Here is a 24,722-nt window from a genome sequence, read left to right on the forward strand (position 1 = left end):
ATTCAGGTACTTGCTCCGGTGATCCCCTGGTTGGGCGTTTTGCTTGGGCTAGGGTCACTTGGCCTGGCCAGGGGATGGCTGGGTGACTGGGGGTGGGGATGGAGCTGTGGCATTGGCTTGAGCAGGCTGTGGGGGCATTTCATGCATGGGCTCGGGAGTATGAGGAGTACGCGGCCCATCCCGCCATGGCGGTGGACGAGGGTGCCTGCGCCTCGGCGTTCGCGGAGTTGACCGTTCGTCTGCGCGACAGTTATCCGTTCTTCCACCCCTGCTATGCCGGGCAGATGCTCAAGCCGCCGCACCCTGTCGCTGTCGCGGGCTATCTGGCCGCCATGCTCGTCAACTCCAACAACCACGCGCTGGACGGCGGTCCGGCGACCTCGGTCATGGAGGAGGAGGCGGTCGAGCAGCTCGCGGCCATGTTCGGCCTGCGGACACACCTGGGGCATCTCACCAGCGGTGGCACCGTGGCGAATCTGGAGGCACTGTTCGTCGCCCGCGAGAGTCATCCCGGCCGGGGCATCGCCGTCAGCGCCGAAGCTCACTACACCCATGCCCGGATGAGCCACCTGCTCGGCATGCGGGTGCACACGGTGCCGGTTGACGTCCACGGGCGCATGGATACAGGTGCGTTGGCGCAGCTGCTGTCCACCGCGGACGTCGGTACGGTCGTCGCCACCACGGGAACCACAGCCCTGGGGGCCGTCGATCCCCTGCACCTCATCGTGCCGTTGGCGCGGCGGCATGGTGTGCGCGTCCATGTGGATGCCGCCTACGGTGGTTTCTTCACACTCCTCGCCGACGAGGAAGCCCCGGGTGCATCGGTGGCGGGGGACCCCTGGCGGGCCATCGCCCACTGCGACTCGGTGGTGATCGATCCGCACAAGCACGGCTTGCAGCCGTACGGCTGCGGGGCGGTGCTTTTCAGCGACCCGGCTGTCGCCCGCTTCTACCAGCACGACTCCCCGTACACCTACTTCACGTCCCAGCGGCCGCACCTCGGGGAAATCAGTCTGGAGTGCTCCCGTTCCGGTGCCTCCGCCGCCGCCCTGTGGCTGACGCTCAAGCTGCTGCCGCTGACACGCCAGGGGCTCGGCGCCGTCCTCGCGGCCGGGCGCCGGGCCGCACTGCGCTGGGCGGAGCTGATCGACGAATCGCCCGTGCTGGAGCTGTACCAGCCGCCCGAGCTCGACATCGTCACCTACCACCCGCGCACCACGCCCGCCACGCTGTCCCGGATCGGCGTGGCCAGCAACGAGGTGATGCACCGGGGCATGACCGCCAAGGAAGACCCCGTCTACCTCAGCGTCGCCCGTATCGGCGCCGCCGACTTCACCGCCCGTCATACGGAAGTCACCGCGGACAGTGATCACACCCACATCCTGCGCAGTGTGCTGATGAAACCGGAGAGCGAGCTCTACCTGGAGCGGTTGCACTCCACTGTGGAGAACCTGGCAAGAGCATCGATCCGACACGCGTGAAGGAGTGGGCGATGAGTACGGGATCCCACGTCCGCCCGTCTACGACTGCTGTGGTCCTTCCCGAGGACTCGAGGATTCCCCGGTCACAGCCTGACAGCAGTACGACAGCTGAGTACGACCGGTATTTCCACATTCTCAGGACTCCGCCGGACCTGAGCACATGGACCAGAAGCTGCCTGGACCTTCAGGAGGCGGTCCTCGCCGACCTCACGCATTCGACGAGTCTTGACGACGGTCAACGGGCCGACGTCCTCACCGGGCTGCTGCACATGTCCTCCGCCACGCTGACGTCCTGGCTGAGTGTCGCCCCAGAGCCGGGACCGGAGCATCACGAGCCGTTCACGGGACAGCCCGGGAAGGAACAGGGCGACGCACTGCGCCGCTGGAAACTCGGCCATCAGCTCCTCCACGTGCTGTTGGCCACCATGAACACCGTCCTGGACGAGACCCTGGCCGCCGCGCAGGACACGCGATGGCCTTCGCTGGTCCACGGCATGGAGCGGTTACGGGCGTTGTACGACGCGGCCACCGCCGCCATGGCCTATGCCTCCGACTTCCCGCCCGGCGCCTACCAGGACGAAGTCCGTCCGACCATGCAACCTCCCTTCGTCGGGCCCGGGTTCTCGGGGGTCTTCAACCGGGAGCACCGCGCGATGACGATCCGCATGCACCGTCTCAGGCGAGCAGTGAAGGACCTGCCGCCGGATACCGGACCCGTCGAAGAGATCCGCCAAGCGGCTCTCTCCCTCCAGGCAGCGCAAAGCCGAAATCACAGCAGTCACATCACCATCTGCGAGCGATGCGTGCCCTCCGGCACCTCACTGCTGAGGCACCATCTCGCGCAGAGCTCTCCCCGAGAGGAACCACTGTGCGACAGCTGACCGAGTACCGGAGCGACGCTTCCCGGGCCGCCGGGGACATCGAGGGCGTCGACGGGCAGACAGGGCTGCGCCTGCTGGCCGAGTCCGTCGGCGAGGTCGTGTGGCTGGACCACTGCCCCTTCCTGAGCGCGTCGTTCCAGCCGGCACCGTCCTGGCTGAGACATGAGCCGGTCTCCGCGTTCCAGCAGCTGCCCGTGCCCCCGCCCGACCATCGGCCGCCCCCGTCCGACCCGCGCCGACTGTGCGTGTCCTTCGCCCCCGAACACGGCACCAACGCCCGGACCTGGGCCCGCACGTACGGGTACCGACTGCTCGCCCCGGACCCCGGTGTCACGGCCTGGGCTGCGGACAAGATCCATGCCATCGAGCTGTTCGGGATGGCGGGCGTACCCACGCCGCCGTCACGGGTCGTTCCCGCAACGGATCGGGAACCTGCCGAAACGTACTGGAACGACCGCTGGCCGCAGGCGGTCGCCCAACGGAGGGAGAACAACCTCATCGGCCGCGGGACCGTCCTCGTCGACTCCCCGTCGAGCCTCCAGACCTGCCTGGACACCTGGCCGGACGAGCCGGTCAAACTCAGCCGTTACGCTCCCGGAATCTCCTTGACCGTCACCGCCTGCGCAGGGCCGGACCGCACCATCGTCTCGGCGGTCTCCCACCAGCTGGTGGGGCTTGCGGAACTGGCCGCCGGCTGGGGCACCCACTGCGGCAACCAGCTCGTACACCCCGACGATCTGCCTGCGGGCCTGTACGGACAGGCCCGCGAGGCGGCCCGTCGCGTGGGCGAGGTGCTCCGCAGACGCGGCTTCCGCGGTGTATTCGGCCTGGACCTCGTCGAAGACGCCGGCCGGCTGATGGCCATCGAGGTCAACCCCCGGTTCCAGACCGTCGTCTCCCTCGTCCAGGCCCTCGAGCGCAGCGCGGGACTCCTGCCATCCCTGGGCCTGCACATCCTGTCCTTCCTGCTCCCCGCCCTTCCCGATCCGGTGGCACGGGAGCTCCCCCCGGGCCCGCACCCCAGTCAGCTCGTGGTGCACGCCGCCACGGAGAGCACCGTGCACGACCTCGCCCCCTCAGGACGCTACCGAGAGGCCGGCCACGGGGTGACCGGTCCCCTCCCCGCCACTGCCGGCATCGCCGACAACGAAGCCTTGTGGTGGGCCATCGCCCACCCCGGACCCGTCAGTGCCGGCCAAGAGCTGGCGCTCGCCCAGTTCGGCCGGCCCGTTGCGGCCCTCGAACCACGCCCCCGCCCGGCCCCGGAGGCACTGGCGTGGATCTCCACGTTCCTCCAGCGGTCCCGGATCGGCGCCGAAAGCCTCCCCGGCTTCCCCGGCCAGGGCCGGCCGCAGGCGCCACCGGCAGTCGGACTCCCGCCCCTGCGGCTGGACGAACAGCGGATGCGCGAAGCCGGCCATCACACCATCGAACTGATCATCAACCGGCTCACCACGACCGGTGACCGGCCGCCCTTCCACGTCCCCTCGCCCGACACCCTCCGGACCGCCCTGGACGAGCCGCTTCCCGAGCACGGCACTTCGAACCTCCCCGCTCTCCTGGACCACGTCACCGACCGGGCACTCGGCGAGGCGACCCGCCTGGATCACCCGCGCTGCTTCGCTTTCGTACCCTCGACCGGCAACTTCCCGGCCGTACTCGCCGACGCACTCGCCTCGGCCCACCTGTCGGTCCCCGGGGCCTGGCTCGTCGGCGCCGGGCCCACCCAGCTCGAACTCACCACTCTCGGCTGGCTCAAGGCCCTGCTCGGCCTGCCCGACAGCCACGGTGGCCTGCTCGTCAGCGGCGGCTCCCTGGCCAATCTCACCGCCCTGGCTGTCGCCCGCGACCACCACCTGGGCGGCGACTGCGCACCCGCCCGCCTGTACTGCTCCACCCAGGCCCACCCGTCCGTCCCACGGGCGACGCATCTCCTGGGGCTCACCCGGGATCAACTCTGCGCCGTCCCCGCCGATGATGACCTGCGCCTGGAGGCCCGGGCCGTCGCCCGGCGGATCGTCCGGGACCGGGACGAGGGCCTGCGCCCCTTCGCCGTCGTCGCCACCCTCGGCACCACTGGAACCGGCGCCATCGACCCCCTCGACGACCTCGCCGACCTGTGCGAGCAGGAGGGGCTGTGGCTCCACATCGACGGTGCCCACGGTGCGGCAGCCGCCGCGACCCCCCGCGGCCACCATCTGCGCGGCGCCCTGGGGCGCGCCGATTCCCTGACCATCGACCCGCACAAGTGGCTCTTCCAGCCCTACGAGACCGGCTGCGTCCTGCTCCGCCGCCCCGAGCTGCTGCCCGCCACCTTTGCATTGGGGCGCCACGCCCTGGACACCGGTTACCTCGCGCCGACCGAGTCCCGAGGCGAGGAGGTCAACCTCTCCGACTACGGTCCACAGCAGAGCCGAGGCCTACGGGCCCTCAAGCTGTGGCTCTCGCTCAAGACCTTCGGAGCCCGGGCGTTCCGGCAGGCCATCGAGCACGGCATGGACCTGGCCGAGCACGCTGCCGCGCTCATCGCCGCCCACCCCGATCTGAGGCTCGTCACGGCGCCCAGCCTCGCCATCCTCACCTTTCGCTATCACCCGGCCGACGCCCCGGACGACTGGGATGCCGACTCCGCCCAGGAACGCGTCAGCCGCGACATCTGCGCGAGCGGTCAGGCCCTGATCCTGACGACCCGAGTGCGCGGTGCCACCGTGCTGCGCTTGTGCACCATCAATCCCACCAGCACCCGCGCAGACGTCGAGGCCGTCCTGGAACTGGTCGCTCGTCAGGGCCGTAAGTCCTGACGAGGAACGGCTGCCCTGCCCTGGTCAGGAGAACACCAGCGCTGACGGACCCTTGATCAGCTTCACCCCGTCGGTGCCGCACTTCAACGGGTCGGCCGTGAGCTGTACGCCGGGAGAGGCCACCCTCCTGCCCGTGAACTTGCCGGACGTCACCTTGCCCGCGACCAGCACCACGGCCTCACCGGCCGGCTGCGGCACGACCCCCACGTCGTAGACGACCGTGCTCCGTTCCCCGGTGTTCCACGTGATGTGCTCCTTTGTGACCGAATGTGACAGCAGGCAGCTGTTCTCCCCTCCGCCCTTGATCACGGACTTCGCCGCCGTCACCGAAGGGTCCGTCGATACACAGCGGTAATCGCCGCGGCCCGTGATCTGTGTGGGCTTCGTCGAGAAAGTCAATCCCGGTGAGAACGCGATGGAGTTGCTTCCTGCGCAGTTGAGGACGGCATTCGCTCTCTCTCCGGAATGCGCGGACGCGGGAAGCGCCATCGGACCCGCCGCCACCAGAACCACGGCCACGCCCGCGCACCCCCACGTCTTGCCCCACCGATACCCCATGCCCATCCGCTCCCCGTCCCGCTCCCGATCGCAACCGGCTACTGACGACGGCAGAATTCTTCACATCCCGGCCCACTTCCAAGGGTCGATCGGCGATGAGATGCGAAGCTGACGCAGCGTCCGCGCACAAGCGGCGTGAGAGAGCACCCGCACGCTGTGCTGTTCATCCCCGGTCGGACCGGGGGAGGGCTGCTCGGGGGAGGGATCCGGAAGCCCGTAGCCCGACCGTGTGGCATGCCCGATGCGGCCGTTTCAGATGCCGCGTTCGATCATGTCGATGACGTGCTGGCCGGCGTCGTGGGCCTGGGTGGGGAGGAGGCCACGGAGGGGGCCGTCGATGAGGAGGACGGCGAGTCCGTGGACGGCGGACCAGGCGAGGAACTCGGCGCCGGGGCGGCGGTCCTCGGGCAGCAGGCCGTTCTCCACGAGGCCGTCGAGGGCGGTGCCGAGCAGTTCGAAGGGGGTCTTGCCGCCGGGGCCTGCGGCGGTGTCGGCGGCGGCGTGGGTCATGTCGCCGGGAACGTGGAAGGCGGTCCGGAACAGGCCCGGCTCCTCCTGTGCGAAGCGGAGGTAGCCGGTGCCGACGGCTCGGAAGCGGGCGCGGGCGGTGACCGCCGGGTCCTCGGCGGGTGGCAGGGCGGCCTGTTCGGCCTCCATGGTGTGGGCGACATGGGCCATGGCGGCCTGAGAGACGGCGTGCAGCAGGGCGCCCCGGTCGGCGAAGTGCCGGTAGGCGGCGTTCGGGACGACCCCGGCCTGCCGGGTGGCGGCGCGCAGCACGACCGCCTCGGGACCGCCCTGGCGGGCGAGTTCGAGACCAGCTTCGATCAGTGCGTTGCGGAGGTCGCCGTGCCGGTAGGTCTCCCGCTTCGGCGTGTCGTTCCTGGCTGCCGCCACGGCTACCGCCTCCAATGTGGACAGCATCCACTTAGGTCGTCTAGGCTCACGTATGTTCGCTCGGGGGTGCGGATCGCCACATCCTCCAAATGTGGACATCGTACACAAGGGGTGGTCGTCGACCGCCCGGACGTACTTTCGTCAGGGGGATTCCGCTTCGCATGGGCAAGATCACGCACTTTGTGCACCAGTCGCTGGACGGCTTTATCGAGGGACCGAACGGCGAGTTCGACTGGCCCCGGATGGACGGCGAGCTGTCCGCCTACTCGCACGCCCTCACCGGGGGCGCCGATATCTTCCTGTACGGCCGCAAGGTGTGGGACATGATGTCCGGCTTCTGGCCCCGCGCCGAGGAGTTCTCCACCCACGAGCACGACCTCGCATTCGCGCCCCTCTGGCGCCAGGCGTCCAAGGTCGTCGTCTCCTCGACGCTGACCGAGGCCGACTGGAACACCCGCGTCATCAACACCGACGTCGTCGAGCAGCTCACCGCCCTCAAGAACAGCGGCGCGCACCTGCTGCTGTTCGGCGGCGCCACGCTGGCCGGTTTCCTGACCGAGTACCAGCTGATCGACGAGTACCAGATCTTCGTGCACCCCGTCGTCCTCGGCGGCGGCAAGCGCGTCTTCACCACCCCCCAGCAGCGGTTCGACCTCACCTTGACCGAGACCAGGACCTTCGACTCTCAGGTGGTCCTCCTCCGTCACGAACGGACCGACTAGACCGCGCGCTCGAGCCGCCCCGACGGGCGGGCGGCGACCGGTGAGTTTCGCCGTCCGTGGTCTTGCAGTCAGAGATCACGGCGGGTGCGCCACGGCAGCGCGTGTGATCGAAGCGCGCACCGGCTGAACCTTCTTGTACCCAGACACGAGACAGCGAGGAACCTCGAAGATGCGTCCCCTGATCAGCACCGCTTTCATCTCGCTCGACGGCGTTGTGGAGTCCCCGGGCGGTGAGCCCGGCTACCGCAACTCCGGCTGGACCTTCAAGGACATCGAGTTCCTCCCCGAGGCGTTCGAGATCAAGGGCCGGGAGCAGCAGGAAGCCACCGCCATGCTCATGGGCCGGACCAGCTACGAGGCGTTCAGCCCGGTGTGGCCGGACATGGCGGACTTCGCCGACTACAAGCTGATGCCGAAGTACGTCGTCTCCACCACCCTCGCCGACGACGACCTGGTGGCGAACTGGGGCGAGACCACGATCCTGCGTTCGCTCGACGAGGTCGCCGCACTGAAGGAGACCGAGGGCGGCCCGATCATCCTCCACGGCAGCGCCTCCCTCAACCAGGGCCTCTCGGACGCCGGCCTGATCGACCGCTACCACCTCCTCGTCTTCCCCCTCCTGCTCGGCGCGGGCAAGCGTCTGTTCAGCGCCACCGACAAGGACACCCAGAAGCTGAAGCTCGTCGAGCACGAGGTGTACGCCAACGGCCTGCAGAAGAACGTCTTCGACGTCGTCCGCTGACAAGGCCCCGCACCCGAAGTACGCGCACAGGAAGAAGGGCGGAACCCGGCATGACCGCGCTGCACGATGCGGCCCGTCTACTCGCTGTCCGCCGGGAGTCCGACGGGGTACTGCGCGCACTGCTGCGGGGCTACAGCGCCGACAGCGCGGCCGGAGTGCGCCAGGAATAGGCAAGAGGTTGCCTTCTTCTACTGGGTGCCGCCGGGTGGCGTCACGAAGGCACGGCGCGGGAGTCAAGGTGCTTTCTGGAGACTGGCGCGGGCCTCCTTCGCGGTGTCGAAGGTGCCGGAGAAGGAGACCGCCGTGATGTGGCGATGTCCGGCAGCGAATCCCCGTCTTCGGGAACCGGGGATTCGCTGCCGGTACGCCCGGCCTGGCGATTGCTTGGGGGTTGAAAGCCCTCTGGGGGAGGAGCTGTTGCCAACCCCGAGCCGGAGGCAAGGGCATCATCGTGAGATGGAGTCCGGAGGGAGCCCGAAGGCCCTCCTGCCCGGTTCTGTTACGGCCAGCCCTGCTTCACCGCGGCGGGGGCGGTGTTCCAGCTCTTGGGTATGAACGTGATCACGTAGCTTCCGCGGTCGAAGTCCTCGTACCCGGCAGACCACTTCCGGAACTTGCTCTCGTGTACGTGCATGGGTCCCAGGTCGCTGTTGGGCGCGTGATAGTGGTCGCCGTGGGTCCACGTGGTGTTGTCGGCATCCGCTTCTGTTTGAGCCCCGAACCAACCGTAGTCGAAATTGACCCAACCTTCGCCGGGATTGGCCGGACTGCGCGGGATGCTTTTGTCCTTCGACATGTCGACCAGGCCGGTACCCTGGGCGGGGCGGAAGGCTTCCGGGTCGCCGTACTTCCTCTTGTCAGAGGGGCCCCGCTGGTCCTGCCCGCTCCAGAAGTGCTTCGAGTAGATCACCGCCTTCATCTTGGACGGGTCGTAGTTGCCTCCGTCCCTTTCCTTGAAGGACGGCGTATTCCTCAGCGCCGAGTAGAAGTTCGAGCGGCTGTCCTCGTGGAGCAGAGCGTCGTTTTTGTTCGTGAGCTCCGTCTTGAGGTGGTCGATGTAAGTCCCCTCGTCGTGGGCGTTTTCCAGGGCCTTGTTCATGATGGACGCCACATCACGCGCCCGCTTGAAGCCCTTCCCCTCGTCGAAACTGTCCTTGGCGATGCGGCCCTCGAACTCCGCCCGCGTTTCCCCGGGTCGGGGGCTGGTGTTCTTGAGGTCGTTCTTGTACTTGTTCTCGTCGAAGAACGCGAACGCCAATTTGTTCGTCGGGTAGGGGCCCGAATTGACCCAGGTGACGCCGACGCAACCGTAGGACAGCTTTTCTCGCTGCTCTTCGGTCATTTGCTGCTTCTTGCCGTCGCGGTGGCTGTAGACCTGCTGCCACTTGCGTATGTAGTTGTTGACGACAGTAGTGGCCCTGCCTCCGTAGGCCCGGTACGCGTCAGGCATCCTGTCGAGCGGCTCGGCGGGAGGGGTTACCCTGTCGTCGTCGGAGGCGGGGGCCCGGGAGGGCGCGCTGGCGCTCGGAGATAATTCCGCCGGAGGCTTGCCAGGTTGCCCCAGAGCCAGGGCGCTTTCGTTCAGTGCGTTGATGTTCTTGACGTCATCCGCCGTCAGGCCGTGCGTTTCGGCGTAGGACCCCTTTTCTTTTCCATCGCCGCTGCCGGCGGCCTGGCTGACCGACGGTGTTGATCCAGCGGTGCATATGAACGCACCCACGGTGGCGAAGGCGAGCAATCTCCGACGTTGATGCATGAAGATCAATAACTCCTTTGTGGTGAAGTTCGTGAAACGAGGGCATGCGAGAGCGCGACGCAACGGAGGGGAGGCTTGCGGCGAGCTGCCGCTCAGGGACTTGGCCGCGCCGTCGTGCGCTGCTGCGCCGGCGCGGTCGTCGCCGGTCATGACCGTGGTGCCGCCGGGCGGGTCGGGCGCGACTCGGTCGCCTGCCCGGCCTGGCTGTCCGCCCGGGTCGGGCGGGGCCGGTGGCTCGCTACATCAGGGTCGTCGCCGAGGCGACGACGCGGGCCCGGTCCGGGTGGTCGGGGTCGCCGTAGCGGACCTCGACGCGCGGGTGGGAGCGCATGAACTCGGTGTCGACCAGGCGGACCTGGCGGGGGTGGTCGACCGTGCGCACGGCGATGTCCGTGTCGAGGAAGAAGCTGAACTCACCGGTGGCCGGGGCGTAGACGAAGAACTTGCGGCCCTCGAACTTCTGCTGCGCGACGTTGTCCGTCAGGACCAGGGACCAGAAGCCCACACAGTGGCCCGCGGGACACATGTACTGGAAGTCGGCCCGCAGGCCGTCCAGTTCCATCCAGCGGAAGGGGTTGTCGTCGTGCGCGTTGATCGAGGCAGCTGTGGTGGCGGTGGCAGCGGTTGCCGGGGTGGTCGCGTCCGGGGCGGCCGCCTGGGCTCCCTGGGTGAGGGGCAGGGCTAGAGCCGCGGTCACGGCGACGGTGGTGAGGGCGCGGAGAGCGGTTCGGCGTATCACTTCTCGGCTCCTGGATGAGTGATCAGGTTGATACGAGCAGTGATCATGTCCCTGAGTTAACTCCCCGGCAACATCATGGCTTTAAAATCGGCCAACCCGTCACGTAGGACGTATCTGGCCATGCATGCGACCCGGCCCAGCGTGTGGGATGCGATGCGGCAGTGCTCCCCTGCTCCGACATATGGTGCGCGGCGAGGCCGGTACCGACGTCGTGGGGGAGCCCACGGTGCGGGCCGGATTGCCATGGTCAGGCGGCGGTGAGGACCAGCACTGCCTGGTCGTCGTGCGTGCCATCGGCCGCGAAGGCGGCGACCGCGGTGGAGATCGACTCGAGGAGCACGCCGGCGGTTGGGGACGGGGTTCGGAGTGCGCCGAGGGCGTCGGCCAGGCGGTCCTCCCCGAAGAGTTCGCCGCTGGGGGAACGGGCCTCGGTGATGCCGTCGGTGACCAGGATCAGGCTGTCGGCCGGGTACAGGTCGACGCCGCACGGGGACGCGTCGGGGTCGGGGCCGATGCCCAGGAGCAGGCCCGGTTGGGCGACTTCTTCGACCGTGCCGTCGGCCCGGCGCACGAGTGGGGGTACATGACCGGCTCGGATCAGGTTCAACGCCAGGTGGGACGCGGTGTGCCGCAGTTCGCCGTAGACGAGTGAGACGAAGCATTCCTCGCCGACCGCCCGATCCGTCAGAGCGGCGTTGATGGCGGTGACCACGGCCGCCGGGTCGTCGAGGAGAGGGGCGGCGGCGCGTGCGCTGTGGCGGACTATGCCGGTGGTGGTGGCGGCGCGAGCGCCGCGCCCGCATACGTCGCCGATCATGAGCGCCCAGCGGTCGTCGGGAAGCGGGAAGACGTCATAGAAGTCGCCACCGACGTCGAGTCCTTCGCCGGCAGGGTGGTAGGAGGCCGCCAGAGTGGCGCCGGGGACCTCGGGCAACTCGGGAGGCAGCAGGCCGGCCTGCAGCTCGCGGGCGAGTCTGGCCCGGTCGGTGAACTGGCGGGCATTGTCGGCGCTGGAAGCGGTCCGGCGGGCGAGCTCCTCGGCCAGGGCGACGGCATGGTCGTCCAGGGGCCGGTCGGTGGTCAGGAGGGTCAGTACGCCGAAGGTGCGGCCGTGGGTGGCCAGTGGTACGCACACGTAACCGCTGACGTCGAGCTGTGCGGACAGGCCGCCCGGGCAGGAGCCGACCTGGCCGGTCTCGGTGGTGCCGGAGGCCAGCACACGGGCAACCACGTTGTCGATCTCGCCGCTCAGTCCGGGCGAGGCGAGGAGGCCCTCCTCGGCGCGGGTGGCGGCGGCGACGGCGATCCGCTGGATCTGTTCGCGCTCGACCACGTGCACGGCGCACAGCGGCGCCAAGGCCGGCACGGTCAGCCGGGCCATGCGCTCGAGGCAGTCGAAGTAGTGAGGCTGGCGCGCGATGGCGGTACTGGCCTCCAGAACGAAGGCCAAGTCCTCACGGGCCGCCTTCTCCCGCTCCTGGGCGGCGTGGCTCGCCTCCACCGCGCGGTGGCGCTCGATCGCCAGGGCGGCGATGCGGGTGAAGGCCGCGCTGAGCGCCAGGTCCTGGTCGTCGGGCGCCCTGGGAGTGCGATGGTAGATCGCAAAAGTGCCCAGCAGCCGGCCGTCCGAGCCGCGGATCGGAGTGGACCAGCACGCCGCGACCCCGGCCCGCTTCGCCAGGTCGCGGTAGCCCTCCCACAGGGGGTCGGTGGCGATGTCGCTGACGATCACCGGTGCCTGGCGGTGGGCGGCCGTGCCGCACGAGCCGACTCCTTCGCCGATGGCGGTCCCGTCGATCGCGTCGTTGTAGAAGTCGGGCAGGCGCGGGGCGGTGCCGTGGCGCAGGTGACGGCCGTCGGGATCGAGGAGCAGCACCGAGACGATCATGTCCGGAGAGAGCTCCTCGATCGCCCTCGCCATGCCGGTCAGGATCTCGCTCAGCCGGGCGTCACGCGCGATCTGCTCCAGCAGGACGCGCTGCTCGGCGGCCAGGAGCTGCGCGTGGTGGTACGCGGTGGTCTCCACCGCGATCATCGTCACTCCGTCGACCCGGCCGGCCGCGTCCCGGCGGGGCTCGTAGGTGATGTCGAAGAATTCCTCTCGCTGGGCCTGTCGCCCACCGAGCAGGAGGTGCCCGCCTCGGTTCCGGTACACGGTGCCGGTGCGGTACACCTCGTCGAGCCGATCGAGGACACCCTGCCGGGCCAGTTCCGGAACCAGCTCCCCGACCGGCATGCCGGTCGTCGTACGGCCGGCCGTGAAGGCGTCGAAAAACGCCGGACTCGCAGCCTCCAGCACATGCTCCGGGCCGCTCAGCGCAGCGAAGACCACCGGAGCCTGCCCGAACAGGTCCGTGTACTCCTCGCTCCGCCCGTGCAGGAACATGCGATGTGCAGTGGCGAGGCGATCAGGCTGTGCCGGCATGACAGGGAAACCCTCTCCCGCGCCGTCGCGTCGTACCTCCACTCTGGCACATCGCTGCTCTGGCACACCGCTGCGCGGATTCCCGCGGTCCGGCCCCGGGCCGGTGGAGCACGGAAATGACGTGCTCACGACGTGGCGACCCGCACCTGCCCGGCGGGCCACCGTCTGGCGGACCTGATCGACCACGGGGAAAATGGTGATCACGAGTCCTCTCGGGGGCGCGAGCTCTCCAGGCGAGATGCGGAGATGAATGCAGGGGTGAAGCTCTTCGGTGGTCCGGTCGAGTCCGCTGCGCCGCTCGCGCCCGGCTCCGGCGCGGGCGAGAAGGGGCTCAAGGCGGGTGCCCTGGGACTGTTCTCCTCGGTCGCCATGGGCCTGTCCTCCACCGCTCCGGCGTACAGCCTGGCGGCGACGCTCGGCCTGATCGTCGTGGGGGTCGGCCTCCAGGCGCCGGTCGTGACGATGCTGGCCTTCGTCCCGATGCTGCTGATCGCGTACGCCTACCGGGAGCTCAACGCGGGCGACGCCGACTGCGGCACCACCTTCACCTGGGCCTCCCGCGCCTTCGGCCCGCGCATCGGCTGGATGGGCGGCTGGGGCATCATCGTCGCCGACGTCATCGCCATGGCGAACCTCGCGGAGATCGCCGGCATCTACGGCTTCCGGCTGCTGGGGTTCGACTCGCTCGCCGAGGACCGGCTGTGGACCACCGTCGCGGGGGTCACCTGGATCGCCGTGATGACCGCGGTCTGCTACGTGGGCATCGAGGTGTCGGCGGCCCTCCAGCGCTGGCTGGTGTGCGCCGAGGTGGCGGTGCTGATCCTGTTCGCGGTGACCGCCCTGGTCAAGGTGTACACCGACGGGCCGCCGACGGCGATCCACGTCTCCGCCTCCTGGTTCAACCCCCTCCATGTGCCGTCGGCCAAGGAGCTGACCGCGGGCCTCCTCGCCGCGGTCTTCATCTACTGGGGCTGGGACACCGCCGTCGCGGTCAACGAGGAGACCGCCGACAGCAGGCACACCCCCGGACGGGCGGCGGTCGTCTCCATCGTGCTCCTGCTGGGCATCTACGCCCTGGTGGCGACGTCGGCGCAGGCGTTCGCCGGGATCGGCACCGAGGGCACCGGTCTGGGCAACACGGCCAACTCCGGGGACGTGCTCTCCGGCCTGGGCGGTGCCGTCTTCGGCACCACGGGCCCCGGCTGGTTCCTCACCAAGCTGCTCATCTTCACGGTGCTGACCTCGGCGGTCGCGTCCACCCAGACCACCATCCTGCCGCTGGCCCGCACCGTCTTCTCCATGGCGGCCCACAAGGCCGTCCCCTCGCACTTCGCCCGGGTGCACCGCCGGTTCCTCACCCCCACCTGGTCGACCGTAGGCATGGGCCTGGTCTCCATCGGCTTCCTCGTCCTGCTGACCGTGATCAGCCGCGATGTGCTGGCCGACTCCATCAGCGCGGTCGGCCTCGCGATCGCCTTCTACTACGGCCTCACCGGCTTCGCCTGCGTCTGGTGCTACCGCGGGCTGCTCACACGCAGCCCCCGGGACCTGCTGTTCAAGGGGGTGCTTCCGGGGCTGGGCGGGCTCCTGATGCTCAGCCTGTTCTGCTACGCCGCCTTCGTCGTCTACGCCGCCCCCGACTACGGCTCGACCTCCTTCGACCTGCCGATCCTCGGGCCGACCGGCGGAGTGAGCGTCGTGGGCCTGGGCGCCCTGCTGGTCGGTGTCGTCCTGATGCTGGTCATCACGCGCGAACACACCGCCGCCCTCAAACTGCAACGCGGCCTGCTGCCCCACCACCTGCCGTCGCTGACCGGGGTCGAGGCGGCCAGCCGCTACGTACCCGCCGACAGCCGCTCCGGGGTGGGCGGCGACTGGTTCGACGTCATCCCGCTGTCGAGCTCCCGGGTCGGCCTGGTGGTCGGGGACGTGCGCGGCCACGGGCTGCGCGCCGCCGCCACCATGGGCCGGCTGCGTACGAGCGTACGCGTCCTGGCCCGCCTCGACCTCGCCCCGGACGAGCTGCTCGCGCGCCTGGACGACGTGGTCGGGCGGACCGCCGAGGAGCGCGTCGCCGAGGAGCGGGCGCACGGCCGCGGAGGGGGCACGCCGGGGGCCGACGGCGACGAGGCCCTGGGGGTCACCTGCCTGTACGCCGTCTACGACCCGGTGTCCGGGCTGTGCAGCATGGCGCGCGCGGGCCACTCGCCGCCCGCCCTCGTCGACCCCGCCTGCGGTGCCGTCAGCCGTCCGGGGCTCCCGGAGGGCCCGCCCCTGGGCCTGGGCGGCGCGGCCTTCCAGAGCGTGGAATTCCAGCTGCCCGCCGGCAGCCTGCTCGCCCTGTTCACCGACGGTCTCGTCCAGGCCCCGGGCCACGACACCGAGACGGGGCTCGGCCTGCTCACCGGCGTCCTCACCGAGTGCCGGCGCCCCCTGGAGGAGCTCTGCGACCGCACTGTGGCCGAGCTGCTGCCCGGCCCGGTGGACGACGACGCGGCCCTGCTCCTGGTCCGTACCCGGATGCTCGGCGACCACCAGGTGGCGGTCTGGGAGCTGGACGCCGACCCCGCGAGCGTCGCACGGGCCCGGTCCGTCACCAGTGGGCAGCTGGCCGAGTGGGGGCTCGAGGACCTGTCGTTCACGACCGAGCTGATCGTCAGCGAGCTGGTCACCAACGCCGTCCGCTACGCCTCCGGCGCGCCGGTCCACGTCCGGCTGATCCGCGACCGCAGCCTCGTCTGCGAGGTCGCCGACACCGGCCACACCTCGCCCCACCTGCGCCACGCCGCCGCCGACGACGAGGGAGGCCGGGGCCTGTTCATCGTCGCCCAGCTCACCCAGCGGTGGGGCACCCGCTACACCCCCACCGGCAAGACCATCTGGACCGAGCAGCCCCTGCCGACTGCGGAGTGAGCCTTCGGCTCAGTCGTTGCGGCGGAGAGGCCGACGCCGGGGAAGCGCCCAGGCTCGTGTGAGCTGCTTGGTCGGCTCCTTCGAGTCGTCCAGAGCGTCGTCGAGCCGGGCCTCTACTGTGGCCAGCTCCAGTCCGCTGCGCCCCATCGCACCTAGCAATCACTCGCTGCGATTGTCTGGAGAACGCCACCGGCTGACCGACCTTCTGCGAGCTCGGCTGCGCTCCGAAAGGGCGTGGTGGTCGGCCCGAGGTCCACGGCACGATTCAGGGCGTTTCCGTGGCGGACTGCTTCGTGCCCGGGTCGCCCTGTGGCAAGGCAGATCCGGAGCAGACCGGCGGCCCGCGCCCGTCGTGCTCCCGCATACGCCTATCTCAGCGGATACGGTTGCTCCACCGACGGCTACCACTACGCCGCCGCTCACCCGGAAGGCATCGGCACCGAACGGGCCCTAAACGCGGCCCTGACCGACGCCGGCCTGCGCACCAGCGACATCGGCCATATCAACGCGCACGGCACCGCCACCCCGATGAACGACCGCATCGAAAGTGCCACCATCCGCCGCTACTTCCACGGCGACCCGCCCGCCGTCACCTCCACCAAGGGCGTCACCGGCCACACCCTCGGTGCCGCAGGAGCCATCGAGGCGGCACTCGCCGCCCTGACTCTGCGACACCAGTCCATCCCGCCCACCGCTGACCTCGACCGCGGCTTCGGCGGCCACAACTCCGTGCTGATTCTGCAGCCGGCCTAGGGCGCAGGGCTCGACGGGACCCGGGCTCAGCGCACGAACTTCCAGGTGACGCCGTTTACTACGCCTCGGTCGAGCGGTGCCAGCTTCTGGAAGGCCGGCCGGCCGAGGTCGATATGGGTGCGGTCGCAGGAGAGGCACTTGTCCCTGACCGGCACCCTGATGGTCTTGCCGTTGTAGCTGACCTCGACCGATATCCCCTTGCAGAGAGGGTCGTTGTTGGGATTGGCGGAGGTCCACCATGAGGGCGAGACCGCGACCAGGTCCTGGGAGTTCGCGTCAATGGCCGTCCCGCAGGCGCCGTAGCCCTTGTCGGTGTAGTAGGTCATCTTTCCGTTCATCGGCTGGCCGATCGGAACGTCGGCGGCCGCCGGTCCCGTGGCGATGGCAATTCCGGTGGCCGCGGCGGCCAGGACGACGGCTGCGGAGCGCGCAGCTCTGCCTCCACGCATGGTCTCTCCTCGTTCAGGGGTAATGGCGGGCGGGTGTGCTCCACGGACCCGTGGAGCGAGCGCCCGGAAACCGGCATTACGGAGCCGTCACGGCTCGCCGGTCAGGAAGTCGAAGGACAGCGGCATTTTTTTCGGCGCGCGTCCGGCTTTCGGTCCATGAGTGCCATGCGGGACGACGCTGCCGCAAGTCCCCGCAGCGACAGTTGTCCGGAACTAGTGCCATATGCACCGGGTTTGGCCGCCTACGATGCATGTCGTTGACAACGAAGTTGAAGAGTTATTCACTGCGCAAGGGCGACGGCCGAAGCGCCTCCCGTCGGCCCCGTCGCGCTTTGAGCAAGCGAGTGTCACCTCAGCGATCCGACCCCACAGGAGCCGCCGTGAGAAGAAACCGCTTCGTCACCTTGCTGATGGCCGTACTGGCTCTGGTCGGTGCGGCCCTCCTCGTGCCGTCCGGCACAGCGAGTGCCGCCGGCCCGTGCGACAACGCGCCCAACTGGGCGGCCGGTACCTGGTATCCGACGGGCACGGTCGTCCGGTATGCGGACGGCAAGTACTACATCGCCGAGCACGACAATCCCGGCTACGACCCGATCATCAGCACGTGGTACTGGGACCCGTACACCTGTCAGGGAGGTGGGAACCCGGGGACCGGAAAGTTCCCCGTGACGGAGGCCCAGTTCCAGCAGATGTTCCCGGGCCGGAACTCCTTCTACACGTACAACGGGCTGACCGCGGCGCTGGCCGCGTACCCGGGATTCGCCAATACCGGCAGTGACCAGGTCAAGCGGCAGGAGGCCGCGGCCTTCCTGGCCAACGTCGACCACGAGACCGGTGGCCTGGTCCACATCGTGGAGCAGAACACGGCCAACTATCCCCACTACTGCGACCGGAACCAGCCCTATGGCTGCCCGGCCGGTCAGGCCGCCTATTACGGCCGTGGTCCGCTCCAGCTCAGCTGGAACTTCAACTACAAGGCGGCGGGCGACGCCCTCGGAATCAACCTGCTGAACAACCCATCGCTTGTCCAGACCGACGCGGCCGTCTCCTGGAAGACCGCCCTGTGGTACTGGAACACCCAGCGCGGCCCCGGCACCATGACGCCGCACGACGCGATGGTCAACAGCCGTGGATTCGGGGAGACCATCCGCAGCATCAACGGCGCCGCGGAGTGCAACGGCCGCAACCCCGCCCAGGTGCAGAGCCGGGTGAACAGCTACCAGCGATTCGCCCAGCTGCTGGGTGTGGCTCCGGGCGGCAACCTCTATTGCTGAGCCCCGGGGAATGCGGCTGACCGGCAGGCTCGCCCTCATGCCCCGTCCACCCGCCTCGTACGCACGCTCATCCGCTACCGCCGACCACCCATCGATGCGGCAGTTAAAGGATGTCCGGGGACATTAGAGGCCTCCTGACGTCTTCCCGATTGAGTGCAACTCCCCGGCAACAGCTAGGATTTGGTTGTTCTTGAGAAGGGGTCGCTAATGGGCATCAGATTCATTGAGGTAGACGAATCGCGGCAAGGTGAGCCGGGTGTGCGGAAGGGGGGCAGAACATTGACGGTAGGAGACCAGTCCATCACCCAGGAGACGTGGGTGAAGGTTGAAGCCTACGACGATCTCGATCCGACCGTGACCGGGGACGTCCATCTGCACACCTTCGCAGTCCCCGGTATGGAAGTGCGGGTTGGGGCCGCGAAGAATGATGAGGACGGAAGCAGCGAATTCGAACCCAGGTTGATCCCGTCTGTCCAGTATTACCAGATCGAGCTCGGGCCCGACTCGCTGAACAAGCTCCATGATGCGCTCAAGCCCTTCATCGCAGCCGCGAAGGAATGCGAGCCGCCAAAGGGCCGCAAGATACGCTCCAAGTAGTCCGCAATGCCCCCTCCCGCGAGGGGGCATTGTCATGGCCGGTGCGCTACGTCGCCGGCCCGCGACCTTGTCGGCGGGTGTGGCGAACGGGTGGCGTGTCCGGGAGCTCCTCCGGCTCGTTCTTGCCGTAAAGGCCTGTCTTGCCGGAATTGACTGAAGGAGTCCCGATGCGACGAGTCCTCGCGGTGACCGCCCTGACCGCGGCCGCGCTGAGCACAGGCGTCACCGGCCCGGGCGCCGTCGCCCATGCCGAGGGCCGGGCGCCGGACATCGACCTGGTCGGCACGGGCTTCGACCCGGAAGGGGTGGCCGCGGTGGTGGACAACGTCCTGCAGAACACGACGGCGGAACTGGGCCGGACGGCCGGGGGCAGCGAGATCGGGAGGACCTTGCCCGCGGTCGGCCGGGCGGGCGGTGGTGTCCTGAGGCAGACGACCTCCGGCGTCCAGCGGTTCATCGGACAGACGGCGGGATCGGCGGGAGAGTCCATCGGCAGCGCTATGACCGCGAAGGCGAGGGGCAGCCTGCCGAAGGGAAGCCTTCCGGAGCCGGGCTCGGTCCCCGGATACTGAGCCCGGCAGATCGAGGCTGTCAGTGCCGGGCGCTGATCAGCTGGGCCACCCTGGCACTCGTCAGTTCGGTGGCGAGCACACTGTTCTCCAGCGGCAGCAGGCGGTGTGCCTTGCACAACTGTGTCGGCAGGCCCGCGTACTCCTCCCCGGTGACACGTGCCCAGGACGGGTCGAACCGCACCCGGATGATGAGGTCGCGGGCCTGCTCGGAGACGATCGTCGACGCCAGGAGCCACAGTCCGGGCTCCCGCGCCTTGCCCGGCGGGTCGAAGGCCAGGTGCAGCAGCCACGCCGACCGGCCCAGCGGGTTGCTCAGCCGGTGCCAGACGATCTGTCCGTCCGCGTCGATCCGGCCGAAGGCGCCGGTCCCCGCCTTCGCGGTGCCGAGGAGTACCACCCAGATGCCGCCGGGGCCGCTGATCAGGCCGACCGGGGTGCTGCCCTGCTCCGCCGGGACAGGGATCCGGGAGGTGCGTCCGCTGCGCGGTTCGATACGCAGCAGTGAGCTCGCGCCGTCCTGGCTGACGTAGAAGTCCCCGCTGACCGGATGCTGTGCGGCGAAGATGGGGTGGGGCTCGGCATCGAAGAGGCGGTGGCGGCCGGGACGCGTGTGATCCAGGGCCAGTACCTGGTCGCTTCCCTTCAGGGTCACCCACAGGGTGTCGCCGTACTCGTTGACGTAGTGCGGCCCCCGGCCGCCACCCGGAACAGCGATCTCACGTTCGATGCGCGGGGCGGCCTCGAGGGAATCCGCCCGGGGATCCACCAGGAGCAGCCGGTCGGCACCCTCGTGCGTGGCCCAGATCCGCCCGGGGTGGCGCGAGGAGACCGCCAGTCCGTGCAGCATCGCGTCGGGGGCGCCGAGCGGGAACGCCTTGACGGACGTCACCTGCTCGGTGCGGGTGTCCAGTTGGAGCTTCACCAGCCGGCTGTTGGACATCTGGGACACGAGGAGCATCGGACGCCCCGGCACTTTGACGATCTCGTGCGTTTCCTCGGCGGGCGGCAGCTCGTACTCCACCACTGTCCGTCGGGAGGAGCCGGTCGGTTGGGAGGGGACGTTCCGGTACCGCGGCCCTGCAGTCGCGGTGCCCGGCATCCCGAGCAGCGTCCCGGCTGCGGCGAGGCTGCCCAAGGACATCAGCCGGCGGTGAAAGGTGCGGCGGTCCACGTTGCTCTCCTGATGGATGCGACTCTTGGGTGACACGTCCATGCAAGCGGGGGTCGCCGATCATCAGACAGCGGATCCGGCGGATTCCCCCTTGTGGGTGAGGCGAAAATCGCCGCCGGACAGTCCGAGGCACCGACAGCTATCGGCGCGGTAATTCAGAATTCAAGCGAGCCGGTTTCCTGATCCACCGACCGTGGGGCAGAAGCTAATCGGAGGGGGTCAATATCACTTCTGTGGAAGTGATTGACCGTGCCAGTGGCCAATGCTACCAACAAGGGGCACGAGTCCCCCACTGGATGAGGAGCATCGGCATGCTGCGCATTGACATCAGTATTTTCTCCGGTCGCCCCGACCCGTCCTGGATCGTCATGGACGAGAGCGAGGCGAGAAGTCTGTTGTCGGATGTGGCCGATGCGGCGGAAGAAGCGGTGGGGATACCCGGGGCGGGGTATGACGGCCTGGGATATCGCGAGGTCGTCGTCTCGGCGGTCAGCGACGACGAGCCCTGGCCCGATTCCTTACCCCGCAGTTTCGCCCTGGGCACCCTGGGCGCCCGTGACCCCGGCCGCTCGGCCGAACTGGCCCGCCGGGTCGTGGAGGGCATGACCCGCCATGCGGACACGCGGCTGGCCGAGCACGAGCAGACACCACTGGACGATGACCTGCGCGATCTGGTGCTCGGTGAGATCGACGCCTTCCAGGCCGAGCCGCCGGCCTGGACCCGGTCCCCGGAGCTCTCCGCGTACCCCCTGCGCACGACTGCCCAGGAAGCCGCGCCGGCCGCCACCTGCTACATCGAATTCGGCCAGTTCAACCCCGGCTTCTGGAACACTCCGCAAGTCCAGCCCCACAACAACTGCTACAACTACGCGCGCAACATCCGCACCGACACCTTCGCCCAGCCCGGCCGGGCGCACGGGGCCCAGACCGGGACCATGGCCTGTCCGAACGTCACTCAGGCCGCCTTTGCCGACGGCTTCGTCCGGCGCTTCCAGTGTCTGCCGGACAGCGAGAAACCCCGTTGGCTCACCGCACTGGTCGTGTGGCCGGGTCGGGATTACCACTGGTACAGGTTCCACAACGGAAATTTCTGGGGGCACAAGCCCGGCCAGACGCAGGCCCGGGACTACGACAACAGCGGTAGCCGGATCACGAATCCGGAAACGTGCAACCGCGGGGGCTATCGTGACTTCTGCGGATACTTCTATGCCGGACGCTCGGTCGTCATCAGGTAAGGGCGAGTCGGCCGGGCATCGCCGGCCGAATCCGAGCAGCATGAGGAGAGCACCCGGAGCACGTAGAGCGTGAAGAGAGACCGATGCTGGTGGAACTGGACCTGTTCAGCGGTCGCCCCAATCCTCGTTGGCGCCTCGATCCCGGGGATGCCGAGGAATTCCGCGCGCTGACGGCTGGTCTCCCACCCGCGGGCCCGGTGGCCCAGCCCCCGTCTCCGGGGCTGGGCTACCGCGGCTTCACGGTCACCGACGCCGACCGCGTGATCCACGTCTTTGCCGGCCAAGTGACCGAGGGGACCACGTCCCGCACCGACCGGGACCGATCCCTGGAGCACTGGCTGCTGACCCGGCTGCCCTCGTCGCTGCGTGACCTCCGCCCCTTGGTGACCGAGGCGCTCAAGGGCGGACAGGACGACTGACGACCCCTGGCAGGGGCCCGCGCCGTCGAGGGTACCGTAGTTAATCCCTGCAACCTCCAAGTCCCGAGAGGAAGTCGTCCAGACCGGCATGGCGGATGCGCTCGACCCCGGGCGACTCCGCGCGGTAGTCGATGCGGGCCGGCCGTTTGTCGTCGTGGAAGTAGACCGCCTCCAGAACGCCGTCAGGGGTTTCGGTGAGCATGGGGTTCGCCACCAGGAAGTCGCGCACCGACGGGGAATCGCGGCGCACCTGTAACCACAACCGCTTGCCACCGAAGTGGTTCGGAGGGAGGGCGACCCGGGTGCCGAAACGGCGTTTCATCTGGTAAGTGCCCTTGCTGAGAAAAGCTTCCGTGCCTTGAAAGTCGAGTCGGCGGGCACCGTTCTTGGCCGCCCAGTCGATGAGGAGGAAGTACATCACCTTGAGTGCGCCGGCCGAGTAGTGCTCTGCCGCTCCGTCGAGAACGCCCAGCAGGCGGGAGGTGAGCACGCCGGAGCCGGGGTCCCAGTGGCACAGGTGTCCGGCGATGCGCTTGCCGTTCGCGGAAAGATAGAAAAGCACTCCCGAACGGAACAAGCACTCGTACGCCGAATCCTTGCTTTCGGTGCGGGCCCGCTCGCCGTAGCGCTCGAGCATCGTCGCCATGTAGATCCGGTCGTAGAAGAACTCGAACCAGGCGGGGTCGTGTTCGACGCCGAACGTCCAGTCGTGCTGTCGCGACTTCTGGCGAAAGTCACGTCGTGCGCCTTTTGAAGCCTGGTGGTGAGTATTTTTGAAATCCTCGCCGAAGTCCAACACGAAGTGCACCCGGATGGGCATGATCAGCGAGGAGTTCAAAGGCAGTTGCCTCGCCTTGGCCGTGCTGGTGCCGACTAGGACGATATCGGCGTCCGGTAGCCGAGGCGGGGATGTCAGACTCCGCCCCTTGAGCGTCGTCGCCGTACGCACAGCCGCCTGTTCCACGCCGTTCTCGCGACGGTGTTCGGTGAACTCCAGCGTGTACGCGAGCCCCTCGGGGAGGCCGGAGTACGAGATCGACACCCCTCCGAGGTCCGAACGGACGGCGGGGAACCTTCCCCAGCTCCTGGTGTCCCAGCCGACGCGAAGCCGGGTCAGGAGTGGATTTCCACTGTTGCGCCACTCGTAGCCGGCGTGCAGGCGAAGCCGCTGGTTCAGAGGGACGCGTGGTGGCGGCAGGGCCGCCGGACGGGCCGTCTGTGAGGTCAGCCGCTCGCCGCCTGTCATGTCGCAAGCCCCACCTTTCCGAGTGAGCCGATCAGGCTCATGAGAGCTTCACACCGATGTGCAGGCCGTGTTCGTAGGGGTAGTCGGCCAGGGTCCGCACCTGCTGAAAGTCGGCCTGACGCAGCCATTCTTCGTAGTCGCGGGCCGGGTAGGCCATGCCCTGGCCGCTGGCCAAGGCGTTGAGGTAGAGCGACAGGCGAGCCGCGTACCAGCCCCTGGTCTCGTCGTCCGAGACGTTGTACCCGTAGATCAGGACCCGCCCGCCAGGCGGCAGAATGCGGTGGGCCTTGGTCAGCAAAGTGACGATCTGCTCACCGGAGAAGATTTCCAGAACGTGGCTGAACAGCACCGTGTCGGAGCCTGCCGGAAAGGGGTCTGCGAACAGATCCCCCGGATGCACCGTCACCCTGTCACCGAAGTCGGGTGCGGTGGTCCGCTCGGCGAGCTTCGACACACTGGGCATGTCGAAGATGGTCGAGCTCAGCTGCGGATACCGGGCAGTGAGCCGGGTGCTGGTGGTGCCGTCGCCGCCGCCCACGTCGAGGAGCCGGTGGACCGATGCGAACTCCTCGGTCTCCACCAGGGCTTCCACGCTGCGCAGGGTGAAAGCGCTCATGGCACGGTGGAAGACGGCCTCCTGCTCCGGGGCGTGCGACAACCGCTGGTAGAGGGTCGGCTCGTCGCCCGGGTGAGCGGCGAGCGCGGCGTTCGTACCGGCTTTCAGTGCTTCGGTCAGCCGGGCGAAGGCGGGGTAGTAGATCTCCCGCCAGCCGACCAGGATGTGGCGCCAGCTGTCGGGGCCGTCGCGCGTCAGCATCTCCTCGGCGACCGGGGAGTTCGTGTACCACCCGTCATGCCGTTCGAGCAGCCCGGTGGTACACACCGCGTGCAGCAGGACCCGTAGCGAGTGGGGTGGCAGTCCGGTGACCACGCGCAGTTCGTCGAAGGACGAGGGTTTGCCGGACAGGGCGGCGAACAGGTCGAGCTCCAACGCGGTGACCAGGGCGTTGAACAGTGCCGGGGCGTTCACCAGCAGATGGAAGCGTTCGAGAACCGGGTCCCTCTCGTCGTGTGACAGCGAGCGGTCCATG

Annotated in this window: 22 protein-coding genes; 12 read left to right on the forward strand and 10 right to left on the reverse strand. The window is 68.6% G+C overall.

Features of this window, described 5'->3' with window-relative positions; all coding sequences use genetic code 11:
- The first annotated feature begins 98 nt into the window (after positions 1 to 98).
- From ACIGXW_RS04860 to ACIGXW_RS04870, 3 genes are all read left to right on the forward strand, one after another.
- Positions 99 to 1,481 carry a pyridoxal phosphate-dependent decarboxylase family protein gene (locus ACIGXW_RS04860; protein WP_399569833.1) on the forward strand — a complete coding sequence of 461 codons (1,383 nt, stop codon included), beginning with the start codon at positions 99 to 101 and terminating at the stop codon, positions 1,479 to 1,481.
- 269 nt (positions 1,482 to 1,750) lie between these two features.
- Complete coding sequence (locus ACIGXW_RS04865; RefSeq protein WP_399569835.1) at positions 1,751 to 2,362, forward strand: hypothetical protein; 612 nt, start codon at positions 1,751 to 1,753, stop codon at positions 2,360 to 2,362.
- The gene (locus ACIGXW_RS04870; protein WP_399569838.1) at positions 2,350 to 5,163 is read left to right on the forward strand and encodes a pyridoxal-dependent decarboxylase; all 2,814 of its coding nucleotides are present in this window, start codon (positions 2,350 to 2,352) and stop codon (positions 5,161 to 5,163) included. The genes ACIGXW_RS04865 and ACIGXW_RS04870 overlap by 13 nt, the downstream gene beginning before the upstream one ends.
- A 24-nt stretch (positions 5,164 to 5,187) precedes the next feature.
- On the opposite strand, the gene ACIGXW_RS04875 is transcribed toward ACIGXW_RS04870, so the two are convergent.
- Both ACIGXW_RS04875 and ACIGXW_RS04880 read right to left on the reverse strand, forming a co-directional pair.
- On the reverse strand, positions 5,188 to 5,682 hold the full coding sequence (locus tag ACIGXW_RS04875) for a hypothetical protein (RefSeq protein WP_399569840.1): 495 nt from the start codon (positions 5,680 to 5,682) through the stop codon (positions 5,188 to 5,190).
- A gap of 291 nt (positions 5,683 to 5,973) precedes the next feature.
- Positions 5,974 to 6,618, reverse strand: a complete 645-nt coding sequence (locus ACIGXW_RS04880; protein ID WP_399569842.1) for a TetR/AcrR family transcriptional regulator — start codon at positions 6,616 to 6,618, stop codon at positions 5,974 to 5,976.
- Positions 6,619 to 6,779: 161 nt separating this feature from the next.
- Here ACIGXW_RS04880 and ACIGXW_RS04885 point away from each other — a divergent pair, with 161 nt between their 5' ends.
- Together ACIGXW_RS04885 and ACIGXW_RS04890 are read left to right on the forward strand one after the other, a co-directional pair.
- Positions 6,780 to 7,340, forward strand: coding sequence for a dihydrofolate reductase family protein (locus ACIGXW_RS04885; protein ID WP_399569845.1), 561 nt, complete (start codon positions 6,780 to 6,782; stop codon positions 7,338 to 7,340).
- 169 nt (positions 7,341 to 7,509) lie between these two features.
- Positions 7,510 to 8,082, forward strand: coding sequence for a dihydrofolate reductase family protein (locus ACIGXW_RS04890; protein WP_071967045.1), 573 nt, complete (start codon positions 7,510 to 7,512; stop codon positions 8,080 to 8,082).
- Positions 8,083 to 8,581: 499 nt separating this feature from the next.
- Here the strand turns inward: ACIGXW_RS04890 and ACIGXW_RS04895 are convergent, their stop codons facing one another.
- The 3 genes from ACIGXW_RS04895 to ACIGXW_RS04905 all read right to left on the reverse strand — a co-directional run bounded on the left by ACIGXW_RS04895 (position 8,582) and on the right by ACIGXW_RS04905 (position 12,963).
- Entirely contained in the window at positions 8,582 to 9,988 is a 1,407-nt protein-coding gene (locus ACIGXW_RS04895) for a protein-glutamine gamma-glutamyltransferase (RefSeq protein WP_399569848.1), read from the reverse strand.
- A gap of 88 nt (positions 9,989 to 10,076) precedes the next feature.
- Positions 10,077 to 10,577, reverse strand: a complete 501-nt coding sequence (locus ACIGXW_RS04900) for a hypothetical protein (protein ID WP_399569851.1) — start codon at positions 10,575 to 10,577, stop codon at positions 10,077 to 10,079.
- A gap of 247 nt (positions 10,578 to 10,824) precedes the next feature.
- Positions 10,825 to 12,963: a SpoIIE family protein phosphatase gene (locus tag ACIGXW_RS04905; RefSeq protein ID WP_399569854.1), complete on the reverse strand. Its 2,139-nt coding sequence runs from the start codon at positions 12,961 to 12,963 to the stop codon at positions 10,825 to 10,827.
- Between the two features lie 285 nt (positions 12,964 to 13,248).
- Here ACIGXW_RS04905 and ACIGXW_RS04910 point away from each other — a divergent pair, with 285 nt between their 5' ends.
- Entirely contained in the window at positions 13,249 to 15,915 is a 2,667-nt protein-coding gene (locus ACIGXW_RS04910) for a SpoIIE family protein phosphatase (RefSeq protein WP_399569856.1), read from the forward strand.
- A gap of 9 nt (positions 15,916 to 15,924) precedes the next feature.
- Here ACIGXW_RS04910 and ACIGXW_RS04915 read toward each other — a convergent pair whose 3' ends face one another.
- Complete coding sequence (locus tag ACIGXW_RS04915) at positions 15,925 to 16,062, reverse strand: hypothetical protein (protein ID WP_399569859.1); 138 nt, start codon at positions 16,060 to 16,062, stop codon at positions 15,925 to 15,927.
- A gap of 162 nt (positions 16,063 to 16,224) precedes the next feature.
- On the opposite strand from ACIGXW_RS04915, the gene ACIGXW_RS04920 reads away from it, so the two are divergent.
- Complete coding sequence (locus ACIGXW_RS04920) at positions 16,225 to 16,668, forward strand: hypothetical protein (protein WP_399569861.1); 444 nt, start codon at positions 16,225 to 16,227, stop codon at positions 16,666 to 16,668.
- Positions 16,669 to 16,694: 26 nt separating this feature from the next.
- Here the strand turns inward: ACIGXW_RS04920 and ACIGXW_RS04925 are convergent, their stop codons facing one another.
- Positions 16,695 to 17,117, reverse strand: coding sequence for a cysteine/serine endopeptidase inhibitor (locus ACIGXW_RS04925; protein WP_399569863.1), 423 nt, complete (start codon positions 17,115 to 17,117; stop codon positions 16,695 to 16,697).
- A gap of 410 nt (positions 17,118 to 17,527) precedes the next feature.
- Here ACIGXW_RS04925 and ACIGXW_RS04930 point away from each other — a divergent pair, with 410 nt between their 5' ends.
- From ACIGXW_RS04930 to ACIGXW_RS04940, 3 genes are all read left to right on the forward strand, one after another.
- A complete protein-coding gene (locus tag ACIGXW_RS04930; RefSeq protein WP_399570827.1) occupies positions 17,528 to 18,391 on the forward strand; it encodes a glycoside hydrolase family 19 protein in 864 nt (287 codons plus the stop codon).
- 318 nt (positions 18,392 to 18,709) lie between these two features.
- Positions 18,710 to 18,988, forward strand: a complete 279-nt coding sequence (locus ACIGXW_RS04935) for a hypothetical protein (RefSeq protein WP_143170520.1) — start codon at positions 18,710 to 18,712, stop codon at positions 18,986 to 18,988.
- 167 nt (positions 18,989 to 19,155) lie between these two features.
- The gene (locus tag ACIGXW_RS04940; protein WP_399569865.1) at positions 19,156 to 19,560 is read left to right on the forward strand and encodes a hypothetical protein; all 405 of its coding nucleotides are present in this window, start codon (positions 19,156 to 19,158) and stop codon (positions 19,558 to 19,560) included.
- Between the two features lie 19 nt (positions 19,561 to 19,579).
- Here ACIGXW_RS04940 and ACIGXW_RS04945 read toward each other — a convergent pair whose 3' ends face one another.
- Entirely contained in the window at positions 19,580 to 20,731 is a 1,152-nt protein-coding gene (locus ACIGXW_RS04945; RefSeq protein ID WP_399569867.1) for a hypothetical protein, read from the reverse strand.
- Positions 20,732 to 21,042: 311 nt separating this feature from the next.
- On the opposite strand from ACIGXW_RS04945, the gene ACIGXW_RS04950 reads away from it, so the two are divergent.
- Together ACIGXW_RS04950 and ACIGXW_RS04955 are read left to right on the forward strand one after the other, a co-directional pair.
- Positions 21,043 to 21,966, forward strand: a complete 924-nt coding sequence (locus ACIGXW_RS04950) for a hypothetical protein (RefSeq protein WP_399569869.1) — start codon at positions 21,043 to 21,045, stop codon at positions 21,964 to 21,966.
- A gap of 83 nt (positions 21,967 to 22,049) precedes the next feature.
- On the forward strand, positions 22,050 to 22,385 hold the full coding sequence (locus tag ACIGXW_RS04955) for a hypothetical protein (RefSeq protein WP_399569872.1): 336 nt from the start codon (positions 22,050 to 22,052) through the stop codon (positions 22,383 to 22,385).
- 40 nt (positions 22,386 to 22,425) lie between these two features.
- On the opposite strand, the gene ACIGXW_RS04960 is transcribed toward ACIGXW_RS04955, so the two are convergent.
- Together ACIGXW_RS04960 and ACIGXW_RS04965 are read right to left on the reverse strand one after the other, a co-directional pair.
- Complete coding sequence (locus tag ACIGXW_RS04960; protein WP_399569874.1) at positions 22,426 to 23,631, reverse strand: GNAT family N-acetyltransferase; 1,206 nt, start codon at positions 23,629 to 23,631, stop codon at positions 22,426 to 22,428.
- A 37-nt stretch (positions 23,632 to 23,668) separates the two neighbouring features.
- On the reverse strand, positions 23,669 to 24,721 hold the full coding sequence (locus ACIGXW_RS04965; RefSeq protein WP_399569877.1) for a methyltransferase: 1,053 nt from the start codon (positions 24,719 to 24,721) through the stop codon (positions 23,669 to 23,671).
- Position 24,722: the final 1 nt, after the last annotated feature.

The sequence above is a fragment of the Streptomyces sp. NPDC053079 genome, from assembly GCF_044546695.1.
GTDB lineage: Bacteria > Actinomycetota > Actinomycetes > Streptomycetales > Streptomycetaceae > Streptomyces.